At 73.0% G+C, this 17,821-nt stretch carries 19 protein-coding genes; 12 read left to right on the top strand and 7 right to left on the bottom strand.

What is annotated here, in order from left to right; genetic code table 11:
• The first annotated feature begins 9 nt into the window (after positions 1-9).
• The gene (locus FHX78_RS12410) at positions 10-1,221 is read left to right on the top strand and encodes a pyridoxal phosphate-dependent aminotransferase (protein ID WP_145867515.1); all 1,212 of its coding nucleotides are present in this window, start codon (positions 10-12) and stop codon (positions 1,219-1,221) included.
• A gap of 96 nt (positions 1,222-1,317) precedes the next feature.
• On the top strand, positions 1,318-1,740 hold the full coding sequence (locus tag FHX78_RS12415) for an SCO4983 family protein (protein ID WP_145867516.1): 423 nt from the start codon (positions 1,318-1,320) through the stop codon (positions 1,738-1,740).
• 146 nt (positions 1,741-1,886) lie between these two features.
• Here the strand turns inward: FHX78_RS12415 and FHX78_RS12420 are convergent, their stop codons facing one another.
• Positions 1,887-3,629: a WD40 repeat domain-containing protein gene (locus FHX78_RS12420; RefSeq protein WP_229923845.1), complete on the bottom strand. Its 1,743-nt coding sequence runs from the start codon at positions 3,627-3,629 to the stop codon at positions 1,887-1,889.
• 172 nt (positions 3,630-3,801) lie between these two features.
• A complete protein-coding gene (locus FHX78_RS37425; protein WP_229923844.1) occupies positions 3,802-3,942 on the bottom strand; it encodes a hypothetical protein in 141 nt (46 codons plus the stop codon).
• Position 3,943: 1 nt separating this feature from the next.
• On the opposite strand from FHX78_RS37425, the gene FHX78_RS37430 reads away from it, so the two are divergent.
• Together FHX78_RS37430 and FHX78_RS12430 are read left to right on the top strand one after the other, a co-directional pair.
• Positions 3,944-4,225, top strand: coding sequence for a hypothetical protein (locus FHX78_RS37430; RefSeq protein WP_229923843.1), 282 nt, complete (start codon positions 3,944-3,946; stop codon positions 4,223-4,225).
• A gap of 83 nt (positions 4,226-4,308) precedes the next feature.
• Positions 4,309-4,938, top strand: a complete 630-nt coding sequence (locus FHX78_RS12430) for an SMI1/KNR4 family protein (RefSeq protein WP_145867517.1) — start codon at positions 4,309-4,311, stop codon at positions 4,936-4,938.
• 45 nt (positions 4,939-4,983) lie between these two features.
• On the opposite strand, the gene FHX78_RS12435 is transcribed toward FHX78_RS12430, so the two are convergent.
• Positions 4,984-5,856, bottom strand: coding sequence for an alpha/beta fold hydrolase (locus FHX78_RS12435; protein WP_145867518.1), 873 nt, complete (start codon positions 5,854-5,856; stop codon positions 4,984-4,986).
• A 200-nt stretch (positions 5,857-6,056) separates the two neighbouring features.
• On the opposite strand from FHX78_RS12435, the gene FHX78_RS12440 reads away from it, so the two are divergent.
• Positions 6,057-7,436, top strand: coding sequence for an SMI1/KNR4 family protein (locus tag FHX78_RS12440; RefSeq protein WP_145867519.1), 1,380 nt, complete (start codon positions 6,057-6,059; stop codon positions 7,434-7,436).
• A 105-nt stretch (positions 7,437-7,541) separates the two neighbouring features.
• Here FHX78_RS12440 and FHX78_RS12445 read toward each other — a convergent pair whose 3' ends face one another.
• The 3 genes from FHX78_RS12445 to FHX78_RS12455 form a co-directional block, all read right to left on the bottom strand.
• Positions 7,542-9,020: an FG-GAP and VCBS repeat-containing protein gene (locus FHX78_RS12445; RefSeq protein ID WP_167531747.1), complete on the bottom strand. Its 1,479-nt coding sequence runs from the start codon at positions 9,018-9,020 to the stop codon at positions 7,542-7,544.
• A gap of 145 nt (positions 9,021-9,165) precedes the next feature.
• A complete protein-coding gene (locus tag FHX78_RS12450) occupies positions 9,166-9,456 on the bottom strand; it encodes a DUF397 domain-containing protein (protein WP_145867521.1) in 291 nt (96 codons plus the stop codon).
• Positions 9,437-10,291: a helix-turn-helix domain-containing protein gene (locus tag FHX78_RS12455; RefSeq protein WP_145867522.1), complete on the bottom strand. Its 855-nt coding sequence runs from the start codon at positions 10,289-10,291 to the stop codon at positions 9,437-9,439. The genes FHX78_RS12450 and FHX78_RS12455 overlap by 20 nt, the downstream gene beginning before the upstream one ends.
• Before the next feature lie 181 nt (positions 10,292-10,472).
• Between FHX78_RS12455 and FHX78_RS12460 the strand changes: the two genes are divergently transcribed.
• From FHX78_RS12460 to FHX78_RS12490, 7 genes are all read left to right on the top strand, one after another.
• A complete protein-coding gene (locus tag FHX78_RS12460) occupies positions 10,473-10,676 on the top strand; it encodes a hypothetical protein (RefSeq protein ID WP_145867523.1) in 204 nt (67 codons plus the stop codon).
• Complete coding sequence (locus FHX78_RS12465) at positions 10,676-11,092, top strand: ATP-binding protein (protein WP_145867524.1); 417 nt, start codon at positions 10,676-10,678, stop codon at positions 11,090-11,092. Before FHX78_RS12460 ends, FHX78_RS12465 begins: the two co-directional genes overlap by 1 nt.
• 9 nt (positions 11,093-11,101) lie before the next feature.
• Positions 11,102-12,040 carry an SMI1/KNR4 family protein gene (locus FHX78_RS12470; RefSeq protein ID WP_229923842.1) on the top strand — a complete coding sequence of 313 codons (939 nt, stop codon included), beginning with the start codon at positions 11,102-11,104 and terminating at the stop codon, positions 12,038-12,040.
• A gap of 200 nt (positions 12,041-12,240) precedes the next feature.
• Positions 12,241-13,317, top strand: coding sequence for a substrate-binding domain-containing protein (locus FHX78_RS12475; RefSeq protein WP_145867525.1), 1,077 nt, complete (start codon positions 12,241-12,243; stop codon positions 13,315-13,317).
• A gap of 15 nt (positions 13,318-13,332) precedes the next feature.
• A complete protein-coding gene (locus FHX78_RS12480; protein WP_145867526.1) occupies positions 13,333-14,508 on the top strand; it encodes a toxic anion resistance protein in 1,176 nt (391 codons plus the stop codon).
• Positions 14,505-16,043, top strand: a complete 1,539-nt coding sequence (locus FHX78_RS12485; protein ID WP_145867527.1) for a substrate-binding and vWA domain-containing protein — start codon at positions 14,505-14,507, stop codon at positions 16,041-16,043. The genes FHX78_RS12480 and FHX78_RS12485 overlap by 4 nt, the downstream gene beginning before the upstream one ends.
• Positions 16,030-16,659: a hypothetical protein gene (locus FHX78_RS12490; RefSeq protein ID WP_189908516.1), complete on the top strand. Its 630-nt coding sequence runs from the start codon at positions 16,030-16,032 to the stop codon at positions 16,657-16,659. The genes FHX78_RS12485 and FHX78_RS12490 overlap by 14 nt, the downstream gene beginning before the upstream one ends.
• A gap of 19 nt (positions 16,660-16,678) precedes the next feature.
• Here FHX78_RS12490 and FHX78_RS12495 read toward each other — a convergent pair whose 3' ends face one another.
• Complete coding sequence (locus FHX78_RS12495; protein WP_145867528.1) at positions 16,679-17,812, bottom strand: FAD-dependent monooxygenase; 1,134 nt, start codon at positions 17,810-17,812, stop codon at positions 16,679-16,681.
• Positions 17,813-17,821 lie beyond the last annotated feature (9 nt).

Genomic DNA, 17,821 nt, shown 5'->3' on the forward strand with positions numbered 1-17,821 from the left:
GCTCCCTGCATGCAGGTGATCCAGTCGACCAAGCTCGCCAACGTCTGTTACGAGATCCGGGGCCCGGTGCTCGAGGAGGCGATGCGGCTGGAAGCGGCCGGTCACCGCATCCTCAAGCTGAACACCGGCAACCCGGCCGCCTTCGGCTTCGAGTGTCCGCCCGAGATCCTGGAGGACATCCTCCGCAACGTGTCGTCGGCGCACGGCTACGGCGACGCGAAGGGCCTGCTGGCCGCGCGCCGGGCGGTCGTGATGCACAACCAGACCCTCGGCATCGAGACGGACGTCGAGCACGTCTTCATCGGCAACGGCGTCTCCGAGCTGATCGTGATGGCGATGCAGGGCCTGCTGGACGACGGCGACGAGGTGCTGGTCCCCGCGCCGGACTACCCGCTGTGGACGGCCGCCGTCTCGCTCTCCGGCGGCACGCCGGTGCACTACCGCTGCGACGAGCAGTCCGACTGGATGCCGGACCTCGCCGACGTGGAGCGCAAGGTCACCGACCGCACCAAGGCGATCGTCATCATCAACCCGAACAACCCGACCGGCGCGGTCTACGACGAGGAGGTCATCAAGGGCCTGACGGACATCGCCCGCCGCCACAACCTGCTGGTCTGCTCCGACGAGATCTACGACAAGATCCTCTACGACGACGCGCGGCACATCCCCACCGCCTCCGTCGCCCCCGATCTGCTCACCCTCACCTTCAACGGCATGTCGAAGGCGTACCGGGTGGCCGGCTACCGGGTGGGCTGGATGGCGATCTCGGGTCCGCGCGCGCACGCCGACTCCTACATCGAGGGCCTGACGATCCTGGCGAACATGCGCCTGTGCGCGAACATGCCGGGCCAGCACGGGGTGGTCGCCGCGCTCAGCGGACGCCAGACGATCAGCGACCTGGTGCTGCCGGGCGGCCGGCTGCGCGAGCAGCGGGACGCGGCGTACGAGCTGCTGACCCAGATCCCGGGCGTGAGCTGTGTGAAGCCGAAGGGGGCGCTGTACCTCTTCCCGCGCCTCGACCCCGATGTCTTCAAGATCAAGGACGACCGGCGGATGGTCCTGGACCTGCTGCGCCGCGAGAAGATCATGGTCGTCCAGGGCACCGGCTTCAACTGGCCGGAGCCGGACCACTTCCGGGTCGTCACCCTGCCGTCGGTCACGGACCTGCGGGACGCGGTGGGCCGGATCGGACGCTTCCTGGACGGCTACAGCCAGCCCTGACAACCGCGACCAACCGTCCGATCTTGTCAGCGACTCAACTTTAGACGAAATCTAAGCTAGGATGGCTTCCTGTCAGCACCCAGGAGGCCATCCACCATGTACGAGCCGATCCGCACCAAGTCGGTCCACAGCACGATGGCCCGCACCCCTGACGACTTCCCGCACCGCACCCGTGAGGAAGAGCTGGACATCCAGCTCGCGGGCCATCTCGCCGCGCTGCTCGCCGTGACCGACGAGCTGCGCGCGGTGGCTCCCACCGCCGACCTGGACACCGCCGCCGAGCGGCTCGCCGAGCAGGTCGCCCGCCTGCGGGGAGGCCGTCCGCCGGCCCGCGCGGCGGCGCCCACGGGGGGCCGCGAGCCGAGCGCGGCCGCCCTGCACCGCCGGGCTCACGCCCTGGCGGGCCGCGCCCTGGTCGTCGCCGCCTCCCGTGCCGACACGTCGGCGGCGATCCTCGCCGCCGAACGGATGGACGCGCACACCGCGGCCCTTCAGCCGCGCGCCCTCGCGTCCCACTGAGCCCCCACCGGGCTCCCCCCGAACGGCCCCGGTCCGCGCGCACCCGCAGCGACGCGCGGACCGGGCGCCACACATCCCCGTCCCCCGCGCCGACGGGGCACCCCGGGCAGCACGCCCGGAGTGCCCCGTCGGCGTTTCGCGTGAGGTCAGCGGGTGACGCGGAGGGTCGCCGACGCGGTGGACCCCTCGTGCAGGCCGTCGCCGGTCCAGCCGACCGTGTAGGTCGTCTCGCCCCGGGTGCGCGGCAGGTCGTCGATGACGAAGGTGCCGTCCGCGGCCACGGTCACCGACGACAGCGTGCCGGCGCCGAGCCGGTCGGCGCGCTCCACCTTGAGCACGGCCCGCTCCGGCAGCGCCTTGCCCTGCGCGGCGAACGTCCCGGTGATCCGGACACCGCTGCTCATCGACGCCTCCGCCGGGGCGGTGAGCGCGATCGAGCTGGCCGCCCTGCCGACGGACACGGTGTGCGTGACGTCGGTGGCCGGGCGGTGGGTCAGGTCGCCGAGGAACGACACGGTGTACGTGGCGTCGCCGACCAGGTCCGGCTCGTCGAGCACGGTGAAGGTGCCGTCCGCCTTGACGGTGGTGGTGCCCAGCTCGTGCGTGCCGTTCGCGTCGGTGCGGGTCGCCGTGACCTTCAGCGGCTCGGCCGGGGCCGGGCCGTCCAGCTCCAGCTTTCCTCGCACCGCCAGCGGCTCGCCCGCGACGGCCTGGGCGGGGCTGTGGGACAGGCCGCCGGTGAAGCGGGCGTCGTACTGGGCGGCCGGGGGCTGGACCACGTGCAGCCAGTACTGGTTGCCGGCGGTGTTGGTGGTGACCGCGAACAGCCGGGAACCGTCGGCCGACCACTCCAGGCCGCGCGGCGCGACCCGGTCGCCGTCGAGGCTGCCCTCGAAGGCGAACTCCAGCGGCGCGGTCGCGTCCGCCGGGTCGGCGGGCGAGAGCAGCAGGTCGGGCGTCGAGCCGGAGGCCGAGGCGCCGCGCGCGAGGTACTTGCCGTCGCCGCTGAAGGCGACGGCGGAGGCGACGGAGCCGGCGGGCAGCGCCGGGTAGCCGGTCGCGGTGTCGGACAGGTCGGCGGTGTTCAGCAGCCGGGTGCCGGCGGCCGCGTCGGCGACGGCGACCTTGCCGCCGTCCGGGGAGAACGCCATGTCCTTGAGGTTCATGGCGCCCTTGCCCTCGCCGTCGGCGAAGCGGCGGCCGGCGGTGCGCACCAGGGTCGTCCCGCTCGCGTCGAACACGGCGAGGAACGGGTCGGCGGCCCTGGTGTTCGACGGCTGGCCCATCATCATGCGGTCACCGGGACCGGCCTCGAGCTGGAGCTTGCCGTAGTCCTGCCAGCCGGTGCGCTGCCAGGTGTTGTCCGCCTGGTTGTTGTCCAGGTAGGTGAGCGTCGTGTCGCACTCCGCCATGGAGTTGGCGTACGGCGTCGTGTGGTACGGCTTGCCGCCCGCGAAGGCCATGCTGCGCCCGCAGGTGTCCGTGCCGGCCACACCCCCCTGGAGCGCGGCGTACGTGGTGGTGTCGTAGCGCAGGATCCCGTCGCGGCCGCCCGCGTGGAGAACGCTGCCGTCGGCGTTCAGCGCGAGGCCGGAGATGTGGCGCGTGGTGGTGAGGGTGGTGATCCGCTCTCCGGAGAAGTCGTAGACCGCGATGAGTCCCTTGTTCTCGTAGTAGCCGAGATTGCTGTCGGCGACGTACACCCGCTGGTGCGCGGAGTCGACCGCGAGCGCCGAGAACGAGGTGATCGGCAGCTTGGCGACGAGGTCGGAGGCCGCCGCGTGCGCGGCGGGCGCGGCCGCGACGGTCAGGCCGCCGGCGGCGAGCGCGGCGGCGGCCAGCGTGGCCGCGAGACGTCTGGTGCGCGCGGAACGTCGTGCTGTCTTCAACTGTGCCCCCCACAGGCTGTGTTGGCGACCGTCTGGACGGCCGCCCCCCACTGACGGAACAGGGAACAGCCGTTCGGTCGTGCAAGATCGGGAGACTACACGGCACGATCGCGTATCACGGCATATTTCCGGTGGCGCGGCGGCGCGGCGGTGCGTGGCGTGACGGTGGCGCTCAGCCGTCGCCGGCGAGTTGCCGGGCCGCGCAGGTCGCCCGTCCGAACTCGCCCAAGGCCGTGGCGCGCTGGACGTGCCTGCCGCGGACGGCGAGTGTGCAGGCGGCCTGTCCGCCCTCCTCCCCGAGGAGGACGGCCACGGTGGGCCTTGCCCAGCGGCACCTGGACGGTGTGCTTCCAGGGCAGTTCGGCGTCCTGGCCGAGGTAGGAGATCTCGGCCGGACCGTCGCCGGTGACTTCGTACGTCACGGCGGCGGTCCGTGTCGCGGGCGGTTCCGGCTCGTCCTCGGTGTCGAGCAGTCCAACAAGAGCAACACCGGCCGCAGCTGGTTCGGTTCGGACCCGGACCGGCTGCTGCGTTTCGAGACGGCGACGGGGGCCGGTCGGTCACCCTCGGCCTGGAGGGGGCGCGCGGCTCCCTGAAGCCGGAGGCCAAGGGCTCGACGGTCACCTACAAGGACGCGGCCGGCGGTGCCGACCTGTCCCACGAGGTCGGTCCGGGCCGGGTGAAGGAGAACATCACCCTGGCCGAGCGGCCCGCCGGTCCGGTGACGTACATGCTGGATCACCAGGGGTGCAGGCGGACATCGATCCTGATGTCCGCCTGCACCCGCCCTTCTGTGAAAGGTCTACACATGTGGGTGGAACGTATGCTCGAGTTCACCTGCTGGGAGCCGTCGGCGCACTCCGTCGACTGGACAGCGGTCGAGGAAGAGCTTCAGATTCCTCTGCCTGCGGACTTCAAGGAGCTGTGTGAAGCTTTCGGCGGAGGCACCTTCTGTGATTCCGTCGCCTTTCTCGGCAGCATGGAAGGCTCCCATTTCAATCTTCTCCTGCCGTGGCGAGCACCCCTTCCCATTCCTGTGGAGAGCGGTCCGTACCCGGAGTACACGCCGGGAGGAAAGGGTGTCATCGTGTGGGCGGCAACCGAATGGGCCGATGAATACGCCTGGCTTGTGGACGCGCGGAATCCTGGCCAGTACTCCGTTCTCGTCCGAGGTGACGTCGGCGAGTGGCGCACCTATGACATGTCGACTTCCGAATTCCTCTACCGGGTCCTTGCGGACGAGGATTTCAAGCCTTTCGGAATCGCGCAGTACGGCCTTGACCCGACGTTCGAGCCGGGCCGCCATTGACCGGCCCCAGCCGGCGTGCTCCGCGCTCACTGCCGGGCCCGTGGGTCACCCGCCCGCCGTTCGCTGTCCGAGCGTGAGCATCGCCCCGGTCACGGCGTCGATCGCCGCATCGGGGATCGCCGTGGCGGCGTCCTCGACGACGAGCAGCCGTGCCGCGGGGATCTCGCGGGCGATCGCCTCGGCGTTGCCGACGGGGAAGAAGCGGTCGTGGCGGCCGTGGACGACGAGCGTGGGGACCTTGATCTCGGGCAGGCGCTCGCGCCAGCGGGGTGTGCAGTCGAGCCGGGAGAACACCATGCCCAGCTGGTTGGCCATCCGGACCGCCGGTGCGGTGCCGGGCGTGCGGTCCCAGACGCGCGCGGCGGTCGCGCGTGCGGCGACGGGGTCGTCGCCGAGGATTTCCGCGCCGGCGGCGGCGAAGTCCGCGACGGCCTCCCGGTCGCTCCAGTCGGGCATCGGGTGCGCGAACAGCCGGCCCATCGTCGCCCGGTCGTGGTCGGGCAGGTCGTCGTCGGGCGGGCCGGGCGCGACCGAGCGGGTGCCGACCAGGGTGAGCGCCGAGAACGCGTCCGGGTGGTCGAGTGCGGCGACCTGGGCGACCATCCCGCCGACGCCGATCCCGGCGAGGTGCGCGGGCCGGCCGCCGAGCGCGTCGGCGAGGGCCGCCGCGTCGGCGGCGAGGTCACGCAGGGTGTAGGCGGGCGCCTCCGGGTCCCTGGTCGTCGACTGCCCGCTGTCCCGCAGGTCGTAGCGCACCACGCGGCGCCCGCCGGCGGCGAGGCGTGCGCAGAGCGCGTCGGGCCAGGAGAGCATCGTCGTCCCGCCCGCGAGCAGGACGAGCGGCGCGTCGTCGTCACCGAAGGACTCGATGCCCAGGGTGATGCCATGGGCGTTGACGGTGGTGGTGAGGTGGTTCATGCCGGGGCAGACCCGTTCCGCCGCCCGAACTCATCGCTCACCCGTCGGCCGGCCGGAGCCCCGTCCGGCAACCGCATCCACCGCATGTCAGTGGGCGGCCCTAGGATCACGCGAGATCCACGGCCTCCCGGGCGGCTGAGCCGTCCCGCGGCGCCCCCATTGCCTCCCCGTCCCCTGCAACCGACCGACCGGAGAACACCTTGTCCTCGATACGTGACCTCGCGACCTGGGAGCCGCTGCTGCGGCTGGTGCGGGCCTCCGACGCGGAGCAGCTCGCCGCGCCCGGTGGTTACCTGACGGGTCAGATCGGCCTCGGCAGTTGGAGCGTTCCGGTGCGGCGACCGCTCCTCGCGCCGGGGCGTGCCGCGCAGGTGGAGGACATGGAGGACGAGTTCGCGGCCGTGCAGCGTGTGCAGGACGCTCTCGGGGCCGACGGCGCGAACGGTGTCTCGTTCATGGTGGAGACGGCGCCGGACGGGAGGACCCTGCTCCATGTCATCGAGTCGGGCCCCGCCGTGGAGCCCGGTTTCATGAGCCCCTTCATAGGGTCGCTGCTCCTGGTCGAGGGCGCTGTCCCCGAACCCTGGCGGCGCCTGCCCGAGGAGGTGCCGGGCGCTGCGCCGGCGCCGTCGGCGGACCCCGCGCTGCTGGAGCGGACCCTTCGCGAGCGGCTGCCCGACGCCATCGGTGCCACCGAGGAGGAGATCGCCGCGGCGGAAGCGCGCCTCGGCGTCACGCTGCCCGACGAGCTGAAGGCGCTCTACCGGGTGACCCGGGCGCGGTGGCAGGACTGGGGCGGCGACTACGAGGCGGCGGAGCGCGTCCATGACGCGGTCGGCTGCGAGGTGTTCTCCCTGGACGGCCTGTACCTCGCGGACGCGGCCTCCCGCCCCTGCCCTTGGCAGTTCGCCGCGAAGGACGCCGTCGTCACCGCGCCGGACGCCGCCGTACAGGGCCTCGTCGGGTCGCCCGGGTGGATCGTCTTCGGCGACAACGGGGGCGGCGACCGGGTGGCCGTCGACCTGACGCCCGGGCCGGGCGGACACACCGGGCAGGTCATCATGATCGACCACGAGCGGAACATCGGCGCCTCGCTGCGTGCCGACTCCCTCACCGACATGGTGGTCAACCACCGCGACGACTGGTACACGGGCCGTGAGAAGGACAGCCCGGCCGTGGCCCACGTGAACATGCGCGCCCTGCGGAGTGTGGAGGCGGCCGCCCACCCCGCGCTGGAGGTGCTCAGCATCGGCGTGTGGGAGGGCGCGCCGCTCGGTCTGGCCCCCGTCGTCGGCCTGCCTCGCCTGCGGACGCTCAGCGCCTACCCCGGGACGCTCGCCGACCCGCTGGAGATCGCCGGGCTGAAGGGCCTGGAGTACCTGAGCCTGGGCCCGGAGGAGTGGCGCGTCCTGCTCGACGCGGGCGCGGTCCCCGGCAGTCTGTCGGCGGCCGGCATCGAGGTCCAGGGCGAACGGTATCCGCTGCCGGTCCTGGACCTCGCCAACGAACTCCTCGCGCTCCGGGACCGTCCGCCGATCACCCGGACCGTCCTCGACGCCGCCCCGGACACCGGCCGGTGAGCGAGGACGGACTGGCGGAGGAGTGGGCGCCGCCGTCCGGGTCGGTGAACCAGCACTGACGCCGGTGGTCTCCGGGGCCGGCGCCCGGAGACCACCGGGCGGGGGTCAGCCGCCGAGGACCGAGCCGAACTCGGCGTTCGGGTAGGTGAGGCCGAAGGACGCCGCGCCGAAGGAGGTCGCGCCGGCCGTCGTCAGGCCGGCGGCCGTGCCGCGCAGCACCCAGTCGGCGCCGTCGCGCGCCGTGCCGTCGGTGGTGTCCTCGCCCTTCGCCGCGACCGTGAGGTCCGCCCTGCCGTCGCCGTCCACGTCGGTGAGGGCCACCGCGGAGCCGAACCAGTCGTCCCGCACCGCCGTGCCGGGCACGCCGTCGGTGTCCTGGTGGAACACCTGTGCACCGGCGTCGGTCAGGCCGGTGGCCGAACCCTTGAGCAGGACCGTCGCGCCGGTCCCCGGCACGCCTCGCACCGTCGCGCCCGGCGCCCCCGCCGCCACGTCGGCGTAACCGTCGCCCGTGACGTCGCCGACCGCGACCGACGCGCCGAAGTTGTCCCCGGCCCGGCTTCCGCCCGGAGCCTCGAACGTGGCGGTGCGCTGGGCGCCCAGGCCCTGCGCGCTGCCGTGGCGGACGTGGACGAAGCCCGCCGCGTCCGGGTACTCGCCGGTGGTCGTCGCCGACGCGGGGACGTGACCGGTCACCAGGTCGGCGTAGCCGTCGCCGTCGATGTCACCGGCGGCCGTAGAGACGGTCGGCGCCTCGTTCGCCCCGGTGGCGTCCGCGCCCGGGTCGGACAGCCAGACCTCCTCCAGTCCGCTGTCGCTCCAGGTGTAGACGCCGGTGAACTGGCAGCCGCCCTCCGTGCCGCAGTTCTCCGGCCCCGTGACGACGAGCTGCGCGCGTCCGGCGCCGGTGAAGTCGCCCGCGGTGAGGGTGCGCGGCTGGATGTAGTTGTTGTAGTTCTCGAAGTGCCGCACGTCGGTGGGGGCCGTGCGGCCCGCCAGGTCGTCGTACACCCACAGGTTGGTGCGGCTGAGCGTGGCTATCTGCGGGATTCCGTCGCCGTCCAGGTCGGCGACGACGACCTTCTTGCCGTAGTCCTTCTCGGAGGACCACTCGCTGGTGGCGTACGGGCTGGCCAGCGAGATGCCGTCACCGGTCAGGCCGCCGGGGCCGCCCCACAGCACGGTGACCGTTCCGTAGGAGCTGCTGTACGGCACCGAGTCGCCCGGCGTGCCGACGACGAGGTCGGTGTAGCCGTCGGCGTCCAGGTCGCCGGCGGCGTGGGTGGTGCCGAACAGGTCGTGCGAGCGGACGTCGCCGGGGACGCCCGCGGAACTCTGGGTGAGGGTGGTCGAGCGGGCGGGCGCGACACCGTCCGCGGAGCCGTAGAGGACGGTGACCGAACCCGCGTTGATGTGGCCGTCGGCGGGGGCGTTGGGGGTGGCGACGACCAGGTCGGCGACCCCGTCGCCGTTGAAGTCGTCGGCCGCCGACGTGGCCGCGCTCGCCGTGGGGGCGAGGGTGAGGGACAGGCCCGCGGCTGCCGAGGCGACCGCCAGGGCAACGGCCAAGGTGCGTGTGCGCAAGATGGCTCCAGTTCGGAGAACAGGTGAGGCGTGGGGGGCCACTTGCACGACGGACCGGGTGGGGCGGGGGTTGTGCCCCGGCCCCGAACGACCCCGGTTCATTCACCCGCGCTTCACAACTGGCGCACGGAGCGGGATGCGGACGTCAGTCCGTGCGCCCCGCCTTGAGGGACGTGACGAACGACGTCCAGGCCGGGGCCGTGACGGTCAGCACCGGGCCGTGCGGCACCTTGGAGTCACGGACGGGGACGACGGCGGTGTGGGCGTCGCAGACCTCCACGCAGTTGCCGCCGTCGCCATTGCTGTAGCTGCTCTTGCGCCAGCGGGCGGCGCCGGGGAAGTCCTCGGCGACCTCCAGGCAGTCGCCGCCCGTTCCGTTGCTGTAGCTGCTCTTGCGCCAGACGGCCATGCTCAAGTCAGTTCCATTGCTTGCCATTTCTGTCATCCTCAGCCGCTCGCTCAATCAGGGCCAGGGACGCCTCCAGAGGCAGTGCGGCGGCCCTGAGCCGATCGTATGCCTTGCGGTACTGCTTCACGAGGGCCGGATCGTCGATGGTGTCGCCGCTGTACTGCGACTCCGTGTAGACCAGGGGTGGGGCATCGGAGAAGGTCATGACCATGGCCGTGCCCAGCATGAGCGGGTGCGGGCCGCAGTTCCACGGAAGGATCTGAGTGACGATTCGGTGGCGCCGCGCCAGTTCCGTGACGCGCTGCCACTGTTCGGCGTTCTGCTCCGGCGGCAGGATCGGCTGACGCAGCAGCGACTCGGGGAGGATCACCCAGTATTCCGGCGTCTTGTGGTTGTCCTCGAACAGCCGGGCCCGCGTAAGCCTGGCGGACACCTTCTCCTCCACCTCCTCGTCCGGCGCCAGTGGATGCGCCGACCGGGTCACCGCCCGCGCGTACGCATCCGTCTGCAACAACCCCGGGATCAGCGTCGGAGACCACTCCTCAATGGTCTCCGCGTGCTTCTCCGCCTCCAGCACCCGCTCGAAGTAACTGGCGTGCCCCCGCCGTTTCGCCCTCCGCACGTCCTCGCACCGCCGCCGGAAGAACCCGTCCGTGCCGAGCACGCGGTCCACGTGCTCGGCGAGTTCCGCCGGCATGCGGCGCGTGCCGCGTTCGATCTCGCTGAGGTGGCTCGGGCCGTAGAAGCTGCCCTCGACGAGCTGCTGGAGGGTGAGTCCCGCCTCCTCCCGTTTCCAGCGCAACTCGCTGCCGTAGAAGGTCGGGACGCCCGTCGATCCGTCGATGTCCTTGCGCTGCCCCATCGTTCACCGTCCTTGGTGTGCCGTTACCGCCCGCTCCCCCGGCGTTCCCCCGCCCCTACCAACTCCCGAACCGCATACGTGCAGTTCAGGGCCGGGATGCCGAAGTGCTGTCACGCTACGCCGACCGGCGGCACAGTGTGAGCAGTTCGTCACACAGCGCACTGGAAGGTGTGAACCACCCATGCACAGCCCCTCCGAAGCCGACGCCTGCGCCGAGGAACTGCGGGCGGCGCTCGCCGCGCACGGCATCACGCTGCCGTCCCTCGGCGTCGACCTGCCGCTCTTCGCCTCCCGCTGCCCGACCCGCCCGCTGATCACGCTCGGCAACTGCAACCTGCTGACCGCCCAGGCCCTGACGGCCGCTCTCCGCAAGGGGGCCGAGTGATGCGGCCGGTGACGACGCTGGAGCTGCTCGCGACCCCGGCCGAGGTGTCCGGCGTGCGGCGGGCGCTGCGCGCGTACGGCACCGACGTCCAGCTGTGCGCGAGTGAACTGGTCACCAACGTGATCCAGCACCTCGGCGAGGGGGTTCCCGTCACCGTCCGCGTCCTGCGGGACGGTGACGGACGGACGCGCCTGGAGGTGACCGATCCCGACCCGCGCGCGCTGCCCGTGCTGCGGGCGGCGGTGGCCGACGAGGACGAGTCGGGGCGGGGGCTCGCGCTGCTCGAGGCGCTGACGCTGAGGTGGGGCGTGGCGCAGGGGCCCGACGGCAAGACCGTGTGGTGCGAGCTGGCAGCGCGGGCGGGGGAAGGGAGCGGGGCCCCGGGACGTGGGCCGGTGTCGGTCGCGTCCGTTTGAATGGCGGCCATGGACGTCATGGAGAAGCCGGGTGTGCCGGAGCTGCTGTCGGCCGTGCACCGGCTGACCGCCCAGCGGGCGGGCGAGCCGGTGTGCGGGACGAGGGGGCACTCCCCGGGGCACACGTGCCTGGTGCCGCCGGCGGGGGTCGGTCTGCCGGACCTTCAGGAGGCGGTCGGCTCCCGGTTCGGGGAGCCGCGCGGCCTCGTCGCGGGCGGGTCCGTCGACCCGGCGGCGAGCGCGCGGAGCGGGCTGCCGCTCCTGACGCCGTTCGGCGGGCGGGTCGTCGAGATGCGGGCGTGGGCGTACGGGGACCGGTGGATCGGCTGCGGTACGGCACGGGCCGCGGACGGTGACGTCCGGCCCGTGGTGCTCGTCGCGGCACGGGAGGATCCGGCGGCGGGCATGCCGGAGCCGGCGTCCTGGGTGGAGCGGATCGTCGCCGTCACCGGATGGGACACGCCCCGGGTGCGTACGGTCGACTGGGCGGCGGTCGAGGCCCGGCTCGGGACCGCGCTGCCGGGCGACTACAAGCGGCTCGTCGAGATCTTCGGCGGGGAGGGCGCCTTCGACGGTTTCCTGCGCCTCCAGGTCCCCGACGCGCCCTCCGCCGGCTCGGACATCGTGCGGCACACCGAGTGGCTGGGCGAGTGGGCCCGTACGCGGGGCGGCGGACTCTGGGAGCCGTACCCGGTGTACCCGGCTCCCGGCGGGGTGCTCCAGTGGGCGGGCACCGAGCAGGCGGACCAGGTGTACTGGCTCACCGACGGTCCCGACCCGGACAGGTGGCCCGTGCTGGCGCAGGAGGACGTCCCCGACTCGTGGCGGCGGTTCGACGGCTCGACCGGCGAGTTCGTGCACCGCCTGCTCACGGACCCGGGCCACCCGTTCTCGACGGCCCGCCACTTCGACGTCCACTGGTACCAGAGCTACGGCACGCCGTCCTGAGGACGTACGCCCGCCGCGGGGTCCCGGCCGGCGCGGCAGCCGTCCCGCGTACCGGTGCCGGTGCTCGGCCGTCCAGGACCGGGCCGAACCCGCCCTGACGGGCGGAGTGGCTGATTCCTGTTGCGTACCGGTATCACGCGGACACCGTCCGTTCACCGGGCCCGCCGGGGAACGTTGGATTCCGGCGGGATGCTCCGCACGTGAGACGCATCGTGGGAATCGTCCTCGCGGTCCTGCTGATCGGTGGCGTGGTGGCCGCCGTCGTCGCGGGCCGGGACAGCGGGGAGACGGGCACGGCAACGAAGACCGTGCGGATGGTGATCGGATCGGAGAAGGCCGAGTTCTTCGCCGATCCCGACGTGGTGAAGGCCCTCGCCGCCAAGGGCTACACCGTCGAGGCCGAGACCTCCGGGTCCTGGGCCATGGAAGGGCTGGACCTCGCCGGGTACGACCTGGCGTTCCCGTCCAGCCGGGCACCCGCCGCCGAACTGGCCGAGAAGCACGGGGTGCGGGGCATCCTGCCGCGCCCGTTCTACTCGCCGCTCGTCGTCGTGTCCCGCCGCGGTGCCGCCGAGGTGCTCGCCGCGAACGGGCTGGTGGTACTCGACGGGAAGAACCCGGGCACGCTGAGGATGGGCGCCTACCTCGACGCGGCCGGGCGCGACCGCACCTGGCAGCAGCTCGACGGGGCCGAGAAGTACGGGGAGCTGACCGGCACCCTCTACATCTCCAGCACCGACCCGGAGACCTCCAACTCAGGTGCGCTGTACCTGGCCGCCGCCTCCTACGTCGCCAACGGCGGCAAGGTGGTGGCGAGTGACGCCGAGGTCGGGCGCACCACTCCCCTGCTGCGCAAGCTGGTCAGTGTCCAGGGCGCCCAGCAGTCCAGCACGGACGCCGCGTTCCGGGACTTCGTCAGCGGGGCCGGCAACCCGCTCGTCCTGGTCTACGAGTCCCAGGTCGCCACACTCCTGGAGGAGCAGCAGAACGCCGACGACCTCGTCGTCCTCTACCCGGACACCACGGTCAACAGTGACCACACGGTGGTCCCGCTCACCGGGGCCGGCCGGGAGGTCGCCGACCTCCTCGGCAGCGACCCGACCCTGCGGAGGCTGGCCGTCCGGCACGGTTTCCGCCCGCAGGGCGACGTCGCCGAGTTCGCGGCGGCCGCCGTGGGCCGCACCGCCTATCTCAAGCAGCGACTGACCGGCGTCCGCCAGGCGCCCGTGCCCACCTCCGCGGTGCTGCACGAACTGGCGCGACGGGCGCGCGGATAAGGGGGGCACCACCAAGTGAGCACCACAGACGGCGACTTCATCCTCACGCCGCCCGAGGCCGTGACGCCCGTGCCGCGGGAGAGGGCCGGCGGACTCGTGCCGGTCGACGAGCAGGTCCGCGCCGACATGACCGCCAGGGCCGCCGCGTACGTCGAGGGCCTGGCCGCGCTGGACGCCCGCTCGCCCGAGTTCGCCGGGAAGGTCGGCGAGATCACGGCGCTGGGGGCCGGTGAGATGCGCGCCGCGGCCGCGCAGTCCAACCGCATGCTGGACCGCACGGTCCGCAGCCTGCCGGACAAGGGCGGCGACGCCCAGTCCAAGGTGGCCGGCTCGCTGGTCGAACTGCGGCGCGTGGTCGAGGACCTGGACCCGCGGGACCTGCCCGCGGGCAAGGGCCGCAAGCTCCTGTCCCGGCTGCCGGGCGGCAACCGGCTGCGCGACCACGTCGCCAAGTACGCCTCCGCGCAGAGCACCCTGAACGGCATCGTGGGCTCCCTGCGGGGCGGCCAGGACGAACTGCGCCGCGACAACGCCGCGCTCCAGACCGAACGGGTCCGCCTGTGGGAGACCATGGGCAAGCTCCAGGAGTACGTGGTGCTGACCGGGGCCCTGGACACCGCGGTCGAGACGCACATCGCGGACGTCGGCGCCACCGACCCCGCGCAGGCCGACTCGCTCCGCGCCGACGTCCTCTTCCCCGTCCGGCAGAAGCACCAGGACCTGCTCACCCAGCTCGCGGTGTGCGCGCAGGGCTACCTCGCCATGGACGTCGTACGCCGCAACAACGACGAGCTGATCAAGGGCGTGGACCGGGCGGCCACCACCACCGTGTCGGCGCTGCGGATCTCCGTGATGCTGGCGTCCGCGCTCGACCACCAGAAGAAGGTCGTCGAGCAGGTCGACGCGCTGCGCGGCACCACCGAGGACCTGATCCGGGGCAACGCGGAGATGCTGGCCACGCAGGGCGGGGAGATCCAGCGGATCGCCGCCGACCCGGCGGTCGGCGCGGAGACCCTGCGCTCCGCGTTCCAGCAGATCTACCGCACCCTCGACGCCATCGACACCTACAAGGTGCAGGCGACCGAGGCGATGGCGGCGACGGTGGAGAACCTGACCTCCGAACTCCGGCACGCGAGCACGTACCTGGAGCGCAGCCGGTCGCAGGGCGCGCTGGAAGGAGGCCTCGGATGAGACGACGGACCCTGACCGCGCTGCTCGCCGCCACCGCGGCGCTGCTGAGCGCGTGCACCGCCGCACCGGAGCGGGACGAGGACCCCCACGCCGCCGAGCCGGGCACCCTGCGGGTGCTCGCCTCCAGCGAACTCAGCGACATGACACCGGTCTTCGAGCGGGTCGAGAAGGACACCGGGGTCACGCTCCGGCCGACGTACATCGGCACCCTCGACGCGGTGGACATGCTGGCCACGGGGAAGACGGACGGCCGCTACGACGCCGTGTGGCTGTCCTCCAACGACTATCTGCGGCTGCGCCCCGAGGCGGCCGCGAAGGTCGTCTCCGAGACACCGGTGATGTCCAGCCCGGTCGCCGTCGGCGTCCGGCCGGCCACCGTGGAGAAGCTGGGCTGGACGCCGGACGACGTCACCTGGGCGCAGGTCGAGCGGGCCGTGCGGGACGGGCGGCTCACCTACGGCATGACCGACCCGGCCCGCTCCAACTCCGGTTTCTCCACGCTGGTCGCCGTCGCCTCGGCGCTGTCCGGCGCCCAGTCCGCGCTCACCGACGCGGACGTGGCGAAGGCGGCACCGCGGATGAAGGACTTCTTCCGGGGCCAGGAGCTGACCTCGGGCTCCTCGGGCTGGCTGGCGGGCGCGTACGCCCGGCGCGGCGACGTCGACGCGCTGCTCAACTACGAGTCGGTGCTCGAAGGGTTCAAGAACCTGACCGTGATCCGTCCGAAGGACGGCGTGGTCACCGCCGACTACCCGCTCTCCTCCCTCGCCTCCACCGGCCCCGCCGCCCGCGAGGACGTGCGCCGGGTCACCGAGGCGCTGCGCACGGACGCCGTGCAGCGGCTGATCACCGACCACACGCACCGCCGCCCGGTCGTCGCCTCGGTGCCGCCCGCCGCCGGGCTGGACACGGACCGGCGACGCGAACTGCCGTTCCCGGGCAGCCGTTCCGTCGCCGACGGGCTGCTCGACGCCTACGAGAACGAGCTGCGCCGCCCCTCGCGGACGGTGTACGTCCTCGACACGTCCGGGTCGATGGAGGGCGACCGCCTGGACCGGCTCAAGCAGGCCCTCACCGGCCTCACCAGCGACTTCCGCGACCGCGAGGAGGTCACGCTGATGCCGTTCGGCTCGGCCGTCAAGAGCGTGCGCACCCATGTCGTGCGGCCCGAGGACCCGCAGGCGGGACTGTCCGCGATCCGCGCCGACACCGCCCGGCTCACGGCCGAGGGCGAGACCGCGATCTACACGTCGCTGCGCACGGCGTACGACCACCTCGGCGACGGCGGGGACGCCTTCACCTCGGTCGTGCTGATGACGGACGGCGAGAACACCGCGGGCGACGGGCCCGCCGACTTCACCTCCTTCCACCGGGGCCTGACCGGCGAACGGCGGGACATCCCCGTCTTCCCGATCCTGTTCGGCGACTCCGACCGCACGGAGCTGGAGGGCATCGCCGAGCTGACCGGCGGCCGGCTCTTCGACGGGCGGGGCTCGCTCGACGGCGCCTTCGAGGAGATCCGTGGCTACCAGTAGGGCGATGGCGTACCTGGAGTCCCGCAAGAACCTCGCCGGGAGCGCGGGCGGACTCGCGGGGCTGGTGCTGACGTTCACCGGGGTGGCGGGACCGTACTGGCCGGTCGTGGTGGCCGGGCTGTACGGGGCGGGCGCGCTGGTCGCCCCGCCGGAGCGTCCGGCGCCGCCCGCCTTCCCCAGCCCGTCCGAGCAGCTCGACGAGGTGCGCGCCGACCTCACCGCCCTACGGGCCTACCTCGCGGACGTCGACCTGCCGCCGGACGCGGCCGGCGCGCTCGACGGGCTGACGGAGCTGCTGGCCGCGCTGCTCGACCCCGGCTGGAGCGGCGAACTCCTCGCCCAGGACCCGGAGGGCGTGCACGTGCTGGCCCGCACGGTCCGCCGGGACCTGCCGGAAGCCGTCGACAGCTACGTACGGACCCGGTGGTGGACCCGGATGGCGCCCGGCGGGACCTCCCCCGAACGCCATCTCGTGCGCCAGCTCGGCCTGCTGCGCACGGAGGCCGAACGGCTGGCGGAGGTCCTCCGCGAGACGGAGTCCCGCCGCCAGGAGTCCCACACCCGCTACCTGGAGGACCGGGGCCCGGCGGCCGGGGGCGGCGGCACCGCCGTCTGACACCCCCCGCCGCCGCCGGTCAGTAGGGCTGGACCAGGGCGTGGGCGGCGCCGGGGACGCCGATCGCGAGGAGTTCGTCCTCCTCGGGGGTCGTCGCGCCGCCCGTCTCCTGCTTGAGCACCGCGCGGGACAGGGCCTGCACCCACAGGGCGCGGGGCCGCCGCCGCTCCTCCCAGGCGGCGAGGGCCGCCGGGACCTCGCCGTGCGCGTCCAGCGACTCGGCGAGCACGACCGCGTCCTCGACGGCCATCGCCGCGCCCTGCGCGAGCTGCGGGGCGCTCGCGTGGGCGGCGTCACCGGCCAGCACCACCCGGCCCACGTGCCAGGGCGCGTCCACGGTCACCTGGGAGATCCGGGAGTACACGACGGCCGCGGGATCGGTGGCGGTGGCGAGCGCCTCGGCGACCGGACCGGAGAACATCGTCAGCCGCCCGGCCAGCTGCTCGTGCGCGCGCTCCGGGTCCGGCCGGAAGCCGGGGTCCTCCGCGAACACCGCGCCCAGGTACATCGAGTCGTCCGTGATGGGCGTGAGCAGCGCCTTCGCCTCCTGCCCCGCGGTGGCCATCACCACCCCGCGCACCTGCGGCAGACGCGGCACCGTGACCCGCCAGTTGGCGAAGCCGGTGTACTCGGGGGTGAAGCGGTCGCCGTACAGGCGGGTGCGCAGCGGGGAGCCGATGCCGTCGAAGCCGACCACCAGGTCCCAGCGGCCCGAGGAGCCGTCCGAGAGGGTGACGTCGACGCCGGAGCCGTCGTCGGTGAGGTCCGTGACCGTGGCGGAGAACCGTATCCTCGCGCCGGCCGCCACGGCAGCGGCACCGAGCACCCGGGCGAGCGCCGGGCGGGGGATGCCGTTGCCGGGGGGAACGTCGCCCATGCGGGGCTGCGGGACGCGGGCCAGCGTCGTGCCCGCCGGGTCGGCGATGGTCAGGACCTCCCACGCGAACCCGGCCGCCAGGCACTCGTCGAGCACGCCGATCTCCCGCATCACGTGCAGCGCGTTGGACGGCTGGATGATGCCCACGCCCAGCGCCTCCAGCTCGCCGCGGAGTTCGGCGACCTCCACGGTGTGGCCGCGCCGGGCCAGCGCGGTGGCGAGGGTGAGTCCGCCGATGCCGCCGCCGTGAACGAGGACGCGCAGCTGTGGGGCCATGTCAGGTCT

Source organism: Streptomyces capillispiralis (genome assembly GCF_007829875.1).
Classification (GTDB): Bacteria; Actinomycetota; Actinomycetes; order Streptomycetales; family Streptomycetaceae; genus Streptomyces; species Streptomyces capillispiralis.